Source organism: Flavobacterium sp. DW-iso2 (assembly GCF_058725285.1).
On the sequence record NZ_JBZXDY010000020.1, the window covers coordinates 58178 to 69373 of the forward strand.

Annotated in this window: 8 protein-coding genes; 7 read left to right on the forward strand and 1 reads right to left on the reverse strand. The window is 36.1% G+C overall.

What is annotated here, in order from left to right:
* Nucleotides 1-80: 80 nt before the first annotated feature.
* The 3 genes from metH (at nucleotide 81) to AC4PRO_RS13375 (ending at nucleotide 4697) form a co-directional block, all read left to right on the forward strand.
* Nucleotides 81-2762 carry a methionine synthase gene (metH, locus tag AC4PRO_RS13365; RefSeq protein WP_492117674.1) on the forward strand — a complete coding sequence of 894 codons (2682 nt, stop codon included), beginning with the start codon at nucleotides 81-83 and terminating at the stop codon, nucleotides 2760-2762.
* An 81-nt stretch (nucleotides 2763-2843) separates the two neighbouring features.
* Nucleotides 2844-3800, forward strand: coding sequence for a methylenetetrahydrofolate reductase [NAD(P)H] (metF, locus tag AC4PRO_RS13370; RefSeq protein ID WP_492117675.1), 957 nt, complete (start codon nucleotides 2844-2846; stop codon nucleotides 3798-3800).
* A gap of 249 nt (nucleotides 3801-4049) precedes the next feature.
* On the forward strand, nucleotides 4050-4697 hold the full coding sequence (locus AC4PRO_RS13375) for a hypothetical protein (RefSeq protein ID WP_492117676.1): 648 nt from the start codon (nucleotides 4050-4052) through the stop codon (nucleotides 4695-4697).
* 87 nt (nucleotides 4698-4784) lie between these two features.
* Here the strand turns inward: AC4PRO_RS13375 and gldA are convergent, their stop codons facing one another.
* Nucleotides 4785-5681 (reverse strand): gliding motility-associated ABC transporter ATP-binding subunit GldA, encoded by an 897-nt coding sequence (gene gldA, locus AC4PRO_RS13380; RefSeq protein ID WP_492117677.1) that lies wholly within the window; start codon nucleotides 5679-5681, stop codon nucleotides 4785-4787.
* Nucleotides 5682-5845: 164 nt separating this feature from the next.
* Here gldA and tnpA point away from each other — a divergent pair, with 164 nt between their 5' ends.
* The 4 genes from tnpA to AC4PRO_RS13400 all read left to right on the forward strand — a co-directional run bounded on the left by tnpA (nucleotide 5846) and on the right by AC4PRO_RS13400 (nucleotide 10905).
* Nucleotides 5846-6307: an IS200/IS605 family transposase gene (gene tnpA / locus AC4PRO_RS13385; protein ID WP_074721027.1), complete on the forward strand. Its 462-nt coding sequence runs from the start codon at nucleotides 5846-5848 to the stop codon at nucleotides 6305-6307.
* Between the two features lie 891 nt (nucleotides 6308-7198).
* The gene (locus tag AC4PRO_RS13390; protein ID WP_492117678.1) at nucleotides 7199-8452 is read left to right on the forward strand and encodes a dicarboxylate/amino acid:cation symporter; all 1254 of its coding nucleotides are present in this window, start codon (nucleotides 7199-7201) and stop codon (nucleotides 8450-8452) included.
* A gap of 392 nt (nucleotides 8453-8844) precedes the next feature.
* The gene (locus AC4PRO_RS13395; RefSeq protein WP_492117679.1) at nucleotides 8845-9672 is read left to right on the forward strand and encodes a prephenate dehydratase; all 828 of its coding nucleotides are present in this window, start codon (nucleotides 8845-8847) and stop codon (nucleotides 9670-9672) included.
* Nucleotides 9673-9759: 87 nt separating this feature from the next.
* Nucleotides 9760-10905 (forward strand): pyridoxal phosphate-dependent aminotransferase, encoded by a 1146-nt coding sequence (locus AC4PRO_RS13400; RefSeq protein ID WP_492117680.1) that lies wholly within the window; start codon nucleotides 9760-9762, stop codon nucleotides 10903-10905.
* The last annotated feature ends 291 nt before the right edge of the window (nucleotides 10906-11196 follow it).

Below are 11196 nucleotides of genomic sequence, written 5' to 3' on the forward strand. Positions count from 1 at the left end.
TTGGGTCACGCCCAAAATAATAAGATAATAAAGCTGAACCTCCTTGGTTTTTAAACCTTGAAGGATTAAATATAAAAAAAATGGCAGAAAAAGAAACTAGAAGAAACCTTGTATTGGCGGGATTAGAGCCTTTGATCATTACGCCAGATAGCGTGTTTGTGAATATTGGGGAACGCACAAATGTTACGGGTTCTAGAAAATTCCTTCGGTTAATTAAGGAAGAAAAATACGAAGAAGCACTGAGTATTGCCAAGGAGCAAGTGGAAGGTGGCGCCCAAATCATCGATATTAATATGGATGAAGGGATGCTGGACGGTGAATATGCCATGACAAAATTCCTGAATCTAATCGCTGCCGAGCCTGATATTTCGCGTGTGCCCATTATGATTGATAGCTCAAAATGGGATATCATTGAAGCGGGATTGAAAGTCGTACAAGGAAAAAGTGTAGTGAATTCGATTTCGCTAAAAGAAGGCGAAGAAGCTTTTATTCATCATGCTAAATTGATTAAGCGATACGGTGCTGCGGCAATTATTATGGCTTTTGACGAAACGGGTCAGGCTGATAATTACGATCGTAGAGTAGAAATATGTCAGCGTTCGTATGATATTTTGGTTGATAAAGTGGGTTTTCCGCCTCAGGATATTATTTTCGATTTGAATATATTTCCGGTAGCAACTGGGATGGAAGAGCACCGATTGAACGCTTTGGATTTCTTTAGAGGAACCAAATGGGTTCGTGAAAATTTACCGCATGCACACATTAGTGGTGGGGTGAGTAATGTGTCGTTTTCATTTAGAGGAAATGATACGGTAAGGGAAGCGATGCACTCGGTTTTCTTGTATCATGCGATTCAAAACGGAATGACGATGGGAATTGTAAACCCGGAGATGTTGACGATTTATGATGATATTCCGAAAGATTTATTGGAGCATGTTGAAGACGTGATCTTAAACAGACGAGATGATGCGACGGAGCGCTTGCTAGATTTTGCCGAAAATGTAAAAGGAGATGTCAAGAGCAATGAAAAGGGAATTCAAGAATGGCGTTCGGGAACAATTCAGGAAAGACTCACTCATTCTTTAGTTCGAGGAGTAGATGAATTTATACTTTTGGATATTGAAGAAGCGCGATTAGCCGCAACCAAACCTATTGAAGTAATCGAAATCAACTTGATGACGGGAATGAATGTGGTAGGAGATTTGTTTGGTTCGGGAAAAATGTTTTTGCCACAAGTGGTAAAATCAGCTCGTGTAATGAAAAAAGCAGTGGCTTATTTATTACCGTACATAGAAGCAAGTAAACAAGCGGGAGACAAACAAGGAAATGGAAAGATATTGATGGCAACTGTAAAAGGAGATGTTCATGATATTGGTAAAAATATTGTTTCGGTAGTGTTAGCATGTAATAATTATGAGATTGTAGATCTTGGTGTGATGGTCGCTCCCGAAAAAATTATTGCTGCTGCCATAGAACATGAAGTAGACATTATTGGACTGAGTGGTTTGATTACGCCTTCGCTAGACGAGATGGTGTATCTAGCGAAAGAATTAGATAAAAGAGGAATGAAAATTCCGGTGATGATAGGTGGAGCAACCACTTCGCGTGCGCATACAGCCGTGAAAATTGCACCTCAATATAGAGAAACAGTCATTCATGTTAATGATGCTTCGAGAGCGGTTACCGTAGCCGGAAGTTTGTTAAACAAGGATAAAAAAATATATGCGAGCGATATAAGAGCAGAATACGATGCGTTTAGAGAAACGTTTTTGAATCGTTCTAGAGACAAGAATTTCTTAACTATTGAACAAGCACGTAAAAACAAGTTGCAATTAGACTGGGATAATTTTACGCCTGTGAAACCAAATAGCATTGGCGAACAGGTAATTGAAGTGGAGCTAGATGTTTTGGTTCCGTATATTGACTGGACACCATTTTTTAGAACATGGGAATTGTTCGGGAAATATCCAGCGATTTTGACGGATGAAGTAGTAGGAGAGCAAGCGACTTCGGTTTTTGCGGATGCCAATGAAATGTTGGACGTTATTTTGAAAGAAAAGAAACTAACTGCCAAAGGGATTTACGGAATTTTCCCTGCGAATCAAATCAACGATGATGATATTGCGCTGACAGATGAAAACGGAAAGCCATTACAAACATTCTTGACTTTGCGTCAACAATCACAAAAAACCAAAGGAGCACCAAATATAGCTTTGGCAGATTTTATAGCCCCAAAAGATTCTGGAAAAATAGATTATATGGGTGCTTTTTGTGTGACTACTGGTTTTGGAGTTGATGAATGGGCGGCTGAATTTGAAAGAGATTTAGACGACTATAATTCGATTATGGTAAAAGCATTGGCAGACCGTTTTGCAGAAGCCTTTGCGGAATACTTACACGAAAAAGTACGTAAAGAAGTTTGGGGTTACTCGGCTGATGAATTGCTTAGCACCGAAGACATGATTGCAGAAACCTACAAAGGGATTCGTCCTGCGCCAGGTTATCCTGCTTGTCCTGACCATTTAGAGAAACCTACCATTTGGAAGTTATTAAATGTAGAGCAAGAAATAGGAGTGACTTTAACGGAAAGTATGGCAATGTGGCCAGCATCTTCTGTTTCGGGATATTATTTTGGGAATCCTGAAAGTAAATATTTTGGACTCGGAAAAATAAAAGAAGACCAAGTGATTGATTACGCAAAACGTAGAAGCGTACCAACTGAAGTAGCTACGAAATGGTTGAGTCCCAATATAGCAGACTAGAATAGTTGTTTAAAAATTAATGTTTAAAATTACTTAAGAGAACATTAAACATTAATTTTTAAACCTGAAACAAAAAACAAAATGAAAGTAACAGAACATATAGCAGCAGCAAAAGGGAAAACATTATTTTCTTTTGAAATTATTCCGCCCCAAAAAGGGAAAAGTATTCAAGAATTATATGATAATATTGATCCTTTAATGGATTTTAAACCGCCATTTATAGATGTGACTACTTCTCGTGAGGAGTTTATTTATGTGGATAAAGGAAATGGATTATTAGATAAAAAGTTGACAAGAATGCGCCCGGGAACATTGGGGATTTGTGCTTCGATAAAGCACAAATACAATGTGGATACGGTACCACACGTACTTTGTGGTGGATTCACAAAAGAAGAAACTGAATATTTATTAGTAGATTGTCACTACCTAGGAATTAATAATGTGATGGCTTTGCGTGGTGATGCAATGAAAGACGAACAGTCTTTTGTAGCAAAAGCAGGCGGGAATAATTATGCTGTAGACTTGGTACAGCAAATTAATTTATTAAACGAAGGGAAATATTTGCATGATGTGATGCATGTCGATAATAAAGCTGATTTTTGTATTGGTGTGGCGGGTTATCCTGAGAAACATTTAGAATCACCATCGTTGATTTCCGACTTAAAAAGGTTGAAAGAAAAAGTGGATGCAGGTGCTGATTACGTGGTAACACAGATGTTTTTTGACAATGCTAAATACTTTGAGTTCGTTGCTAAAGCCCGTCAAATGGGAATCACCGTTCCTATCATTCCGGGAATCAAACCGCTTGCGGTACAAAGGCATTTGCAAATTTTACCACAAATCTTCCGTATTGATTTGCCCGAAGATTTGATTGATGCTGTAGATAAATGCAAAACGAATACTGATGTAAAACAAGTAGGAATCGAATGGGCAATTCAGCAATCGTTAGAGCTTAAAGCGGCAGGTGTTCCTGTGCTGCATTATTATTCGATGGGAAAATCAGAGAATATTAGACAAATCGCTAGTAAGATTTTTTAGGAGCTTTTTCCAGCTGTGCGCTATATCTTTTTTGTCCCGTAAAAACGGGTCAAAAAAGGATGCCGCTTCCATCTGGGCTAGGCGATTTAATATAATTATAATGGTTCATCGTAAAACAAGTTCTTTTATATAAAATTGTATTTTTTATTTAGGTTTATTTGTTCGTTAATCCTATATCATTAGTGATGTGTTTTTTGAGGGCTCGTATTAAAATCTTATATTTGAATTTATTAATGAAACAATCTCAATATGAAATATTTTTATGGTGCTTTTTTACTAGTCGCTATAACGGCAACTTCTTGTAAAAAGGAGGATACGGTACAACAAAAAGGTGACCCAAGGTTAGTAGTGCCTTTTACTCAGCAAACAAATTCAGGTATTGAGAGCCAATCAACACCTATTGCAACATCACAAAATCATAATTTATTTCATGAGAATAATACCGGAACAACACCATCGGTTGCCGCAGGTATTAATCCGGCTCATGGGCAACCCAATCATAGGTGCGACATAGCTGTGGGTGCGCCATTGAACACTCCTGCAAATGGTAGTGCTCAAGCGTCAACCACAAATAGTCAATCTCCGCAAGTGGTACCAACTACACAAACTAATGTTGTAAAAACAACAACTGCCAAAGGAATGAATCCTCCTCATGGCGAGAAAAATCACCGTTGTGACATTGCTGTAGGAGCGCCTTTAAATGCAAAGGTCGCTTCAACAAATAGCAGTACGAGTTCAGGTCAATACTCTGAGCAAATTAATGTGCCCCAAGCTTTGCCAGCATTATTATCGACTAATTCTGCAAATGACGAAACCCCTGAAGGAATGAATCCAGCCCACGGAAAAGCAGGACATCGTTGTGATATTGCAGTAGGGGCAGCTTTGCCAAAATCATAGCTGAATTTTAACACCATTCAAAAAAGCTCGTTTAATTTAATTAAACGAGCTTTTTTGGTGGGAAGTAAGCGAAGAAAGAGGTGTTATCTACTTTGTAATTTCTCTAAAAACAGCTTCCAAATTTTTATTTTTTTGATTCAATTGCAGCGTTTTTAAACCATTTGCTGTAGCAAAATCAAAAACGGCAGGACGCATGTCTTTGTCTGACAGGAAAGTCAGTTCCCAAATCATGTCATGCGTATTTTTAAAAGAAGTTAGGTTTTCTATTTTGGCAATAGCCTGTTCCTCTATTTTATAGTCAAATTCTACTTCAATTACCTGTTCTTTATCGGCAGAGATTAAATGATCTAGTTTTTTATCGGCTACAATTTTTCCGTTATTGATGATAATGACACGGTTGCAAATCGCTTCCACCTCCTGCATGATGTGCGTGGAAAGAAATACAGTTTTATCTTTTCCCGCATTTTTGATGACGTTACGTATTTCGATCAATTGATTCGGATCTAAACCAGTGGTGGGTTCGTCGAGAATCAAAACATCTGGATTGTGCAGTAAAGCGTTAGCAAGTCCTACACGTTGGCGATATCCTTTAGATAGTTGCCCTATTTTTTTATGACTTTCGGTAGTCAAGCCAGTCATTTGTAATACTTCTTCGATGCGGGATTTACTAACTTTATAAATATCGGCATTAAATGCTAAATATTCTCGCACATACAAATCCAAATACAACGGATTATGTTCCGGCAAATAACCGATAGAAAGCTGTACCGCTTTTTGATCTGAGGTTACATCATGACCATTCACTAAGGCAGTGCCTTCATCGGCAGCAATATAAGTTGTCAGTATTTTCATTAAAGTAGATTTTCCGGCTCCATTCGGCCCCAGGAAACCAACGATTTCTCCTTTTTTAACAGAAAAGGAAATGTTGTCTAATGCTTTTTGAGCACCATAACTTTTAGATATATTATTTACTTCTATTGACATGACTTAGTATTTGTTGCAAAAGTAAACAGAAAAAGGATTGATTTGTTGTTTTTTGAATACATTTGATAATGAATTTACTATTATTTGTTGTCCCGTTAGGGACGATCTATTGGTAGAATAATTTTTAATCAGGGCGATTTTGTCCCGTAGGGACTTAACAAATTATGGCAAATACATATACCCAAATACACATTCATTTTGTTTTTGCAGTAAAATTCAGAAACGGAATTATCGAATCGCAATGGAAAGATTCCTTGTATAAATACATAACTGGAATTATACAAAACAATAGCCACAAGCTTTTAAGTATAAATGGCATGCCTGATCATATTCATATTTTGGTCGGTCTTAGACCATCTCAATCTATTTCGGATTTAATGAAAGATGTTAAGCAAGGATCTTCTTTATGGATTAATGAAAATAAACTTGCGAGATGTCATTTTGAATGGCAAGAGGGGTTTGGAGCATTTTCGTATAGTAAATCGCAATTGCCAAATGTCATACACTATATTGAAAATCAAGAATTGCATCATAAAATTAAATCTTTTAGAGAAGAGTATTTTGATATTCTTGAGAAATTCGAAGTAGACTTTGATGAGAAATTTGTTTTTAAAGAATTGGTTTAAATTGGGATAGTCCCTAACGGGACAAAAAAGCGAGAATTTATTTTGTTTCTACCGATAGAAAGTTCCTAACGGAACAATTTAAGATTGAGAATTATTGATGATGAATAGTTCTGTTTAGTGTCCTGTTGGGGACTTTCTATTGGTAGAACTAACGGAAGAATTTAAGGTTGAAAATTATTGATGATTTAGAGTTCTGTTTAATGTCACGTTAGTGACTTTCTATTGGTAGAACTAACGGAGGAATTTAAGGTTGAAAATTATTGATGATTTAGAGTTCTGTTTAGTGTCCCGTTAGTGTCTTTCTATTGGTAGAACTAACGGAGGAATTTAAGGTTGAAAGTTATTGATGAAGAAGAGTTTTGTTCAGTGTCCTGTTAGTGACTTTCTATTGGTAGAACTAACGGAGGAATTTAAGGTTGAGAATTATTGATAATTTAGAGTTCTGTTTAGAGTTCTGTTTAGTGTCCCGTTAGTGTCTTTCTATTGGTAGAACTAACGGAGGAATTTAAGGTTGAGAATTATTGATGATGGAAAGTTCTGTTCAGTGTCCTGTTAGTGTCTTTCTATTGGTAGAACTAAAGGAGGAATTTAAGGTTGAGAATTATTGATGATGGAAAGTTCTGTTTAGAGTTCCGTTAGGGACTGTCTATAGGTAGAATAATTTTTAATCAAGACAATTTTGTCCCGTAGGAACTTAACAAATTATGGCAAATACATGTTCTTATTGGTAATGTATTTTATTTCTACTGATCTAAAGTGCTAAAGTAACAAGGTTAGTATTTGAAATAAATATTTATATCGTGAATCGTGATTAAAAGAATAAGATAACAAACAGTATCGTTTTCCCAATTAGATTAATATATTTATAAAAATTTAAAAACAGTATAGTATATGAGCAAAGTAACTAGTGATTCGAGTAGTTTATTTAAAACTTATAGTAGTATCATATGGCTCCTTTGCGGGATTACAGCAGGGAGTATACTGGGCTTGGTTTTTGGTAAAGATGTAGAAATTATAAAGCCATTAGGAGATATATTTTTGAATTTATTGTTTACTGCAATTATTCCTTTAATTTTTTTTACGATTGCGTCCTCCATCGCTAGTCTTGAGAAATCAGAAAAATTAGGAAAGCTCTTTGTAATTGTAATTGGAGTATTTTTAAGTACAGTTGTTATTTCGGCAATTTTAATGATGATTGGCGTATTACTTTTTCCTATTCATCAGGATATTATTATTTCTAAAATTCCATTAGAAAGTATGCAAAGTGCGAGCGGAGGCTCTCAAATTACGCAATTGCTTACCGCCAATGATTTTTATGAATTACTTTCTCGAAAAAGCATGTTGGCATTAATCATCTTTTCTTTTTTAATTGGATTTGCTAGTTTGCGTTCAGGAGAAAATGGAGCCAGCTTTAGAAGTTTTTTGAGCTCAGGGGATGAGGTGATGAAACAATTGCTACATCTGATAATGAAAACGGCTCCAGTGGGATTAGGTGCTTATTTCGCATATCAAGTAGGGATTTTTGGACCTCAATTGTTTGGTGCATATGCTAAGCCATTGGGTCTTTATTATGCAGTTTGTGCTTTTTACTTTGTAGTTTTCTTTAGTCTTTACGCATTTATCGCAGGAGGGACAAATGGTCTGAAAGTGTTTTGGAGTAATAATATTACACCTTCTTTAACCGCTTTAGGAACTTGTAGCAGTATTGCTACAATACCTGCCAATCTGGAAGCAACAGAGAAAATGCACATACCAACACATATTAGGAATATCGCCGTTCCACTAGGTGCTCCTTTACACAAAGACGGTTCCAGTATGTCATCAATTATAAAGATTGCCGTTATTTTTGCCATGTTTGGAAAGGATTTTACCGACCCACATAATTTACTGATTGCCTTGGGTATTACAATAATTGTTTCTGTGGTTGAGGGCGGGATCCCAAACGGCGGCTATATAGGAGAAATTCTTGCTATTACTATTTATGGTTTTCCAATGGAGCAGGCTTTACCGGCAGCCATGATTGTAGGAACATTAGTAGATCCGATGGCGACGCTATTGAATGCTAATGGCGACGTAGTTTCGGCGATGTTAATCACCCGAATTGCAGAAGGAAAAAAATGGCTTTCGAATACCTTGACTGCATAATCAGTTTTTGTGAATTTATTTCAAACAAAAGCGGCTGTTTTTGTTACGGAACGTGTTTATAAGCAGTTGCTTAAATATTGTTTTACACTGGGTTTATTGACTATTGTGTAATTAAAAAGTAGTTTTAGAGAGAATTCCTTTTTTGTTTGGTGAAAAATGATTTTTTTTTTGGTGGGCCCGAAATAATTGATACATTCGCATAGAATTAATACACACACAACACAAAGCATACCATGTTAAACAACCGATTTTATTTTAGCAATACTTATTATTTCTTCTGGAAAGAGGTTAGGGATTGTCGTATGGTTATTTAATTAGAAAATTAAATTGATAATTATAAATATACAATCCCGATGAAAATCGGGATTTTTTTTTGCTTAAAAGTTTGTTATATGAATGCGAAAATTGCAATACAGGGTATAAAAGGTTCTTTTCATCATCAGGTGGCACAGGAATATTACGAGAATAGTGTAGTAGTAGATGAGTGTTTGTCTTTTGAAGAATTGGTAGACAGCTTGCTATCAGGTAGGTCTGATCAAGCGGTTATGGCAATAGAAAATTCAATTGCGGGGCCTATTATTCCAAATTATGCATTAATAGATAAACACAATTTACATATTATAGGGGAGCATTATCTTAGGATTCATCAAAATTTAATGGCGCTTCAAGGGCAAAAAATAGAAGATATTGTGGAGGTGCATTCACATCCGATGGCTTTACTGCAATGTATGGATTTCCTTAAAAAGTATCCAAACATAAAATTAGTTGAGGATAAGGATACTGCCGAAACAGCGCGTAGAATTCAGGAAAAACAGTTGAAAGGAATAGCGGCAATTGCTAGTGTAACGGCCTCTGAAATGTATGATTTGGAAATTTTGGCTCCAGAAATTCAGACGATAAAAAATAACATGACCCGTTTTGTAATTATTAAAAAAGAAAATTCATTTCTGGCTGAAGAAGATATCAACAGAGCTTCATTGAAATTTGAATTAGATCATAAACGAGGTAGTCTGGCAGCAGTGCTAAATGTAATGAGTGATTGCAAAATGAATTTAACAAAGATTCAATCCTTGCCAAAAATTGAAACGCCTTGGAAATATTCTTTTTTTGTGGATGTTACATTTGAAAAGTATGCTGACTATGCAAAAACAAAATCGCTATTAGAAATTATGGCAGAATACTTTAAAGTTTTAGGGGAGTATAAAAACACGAAGCCATAAATTATTAAGGAATAAAAGGTAAACGATAATAAAAATATAAAGTTCCCATTTTCCAGAAATGGCTAGGGAAAGGAAAATACAAACAACATGATTCAAGTAGCAAAACGTTTAGATATAATTGAAGAATACTATTTCTCTTCTAAATTGAGAGAAGTAAGGCAATTGGCTTCAGAAGGAAAACCGATTATCAATATGGGAATTGGAAGTCCAGATTTACATCCGTCACAAGCTGTTATTGATGCTGTAAAACTGGCAATGGATGATGAAAACGCACATCAATACCAGAGTTATCAGGGATTGCCAGAATTGCGAAAAAGTATGGCTGATTTCTATCTGAATAATTATAACGTCGCTTTGAATCCCAATACAGAAATTTTGCCTTTGATGGGTTCTAAAGAGGGAATCATGCATATTTCATTGGCTTTTTTAAATGAAGGAGATGAAGTTTTGATTCCGAATCCCGGATATCCAACGTATACGTCAGTAACAAATTTAGTGGGAGCGGTTCCTGTTTATTATGATTTAAAAGAGGGTACGAATTGGGAACCTGATTTTGAAGTGTTGGAAAAATTAGATTTAACTAAGGTAAAAATTATGTGGATTGGTTATCCTCATATGCCAACAGGTGCTAGAGGAAGTATCGCTTTATTTGAAAAGTTAGTGGCTTTCGCCAAAAAACATGAAATATTGTTGATCAATGACAATCCATATAGTTTTGTTTTGAATGACAAACCGATGAGTTTGTTGCAAGTGGAAGGAGCTAAGGATGTTGCGTTAGAACTTAATTCTTTGAGTAAAACCTTTAATATGGCAGGTTGGAGAGTAGGAATGGTTTTAGGAAATGCAGAAGCCATTGACGCTATTCTAAAAGTGAAAAGCAATATGGACAGCGGTATGTTTTTCGGTATACAAAAAGGAGCGATTGCTGCCTTGAATAGCGATAAGTCGTGGTTTGACTCGATGAATGTAATTTATAAGAAACGCCGTATTTTGACGGAGCAGTTAGCCGAGAAATTGGGTTGTAAAGTATACAAAGAGGGAGTTGGCTTATTTGTTTGGGCTAAATTACCAGAAGGAATAGCATCGGCAGAAAAGTTTATTGATCAGATTTTACAGGAGAAATATATTTTTATCGCCCCAGGAACCATTTTTGGAAGCAATGGAGAAGGATACATTCGATTTGCATTATGTGTGAAAGAAGAAAAAGTACAGGAAGCAATTGATAGATTTTGATCCTCCCCCCCAACCCCCTCCGAAGGAGGGGGAGACGATGTGGATGTGCTTGTGAAATATTGGGATTTATCGTGGTCAATGACAAAGGTTTGGTTGTAAACAAAAAGCCCTAGCCCTGATAGCAGTGGAAATCCTTTAATGCCGGGGTTCGGCAGTAAAGATTGAAACGGATAGCAGGAAATAGCTCCTGATAAAAATTGGGATAATAGTTAAAATTCATTGTTGTCCGATAAAAAAAGAAGCCAAAAAGATGGCTTCTTTAAATGAATCGTAAATTTGTGTTTCGACATA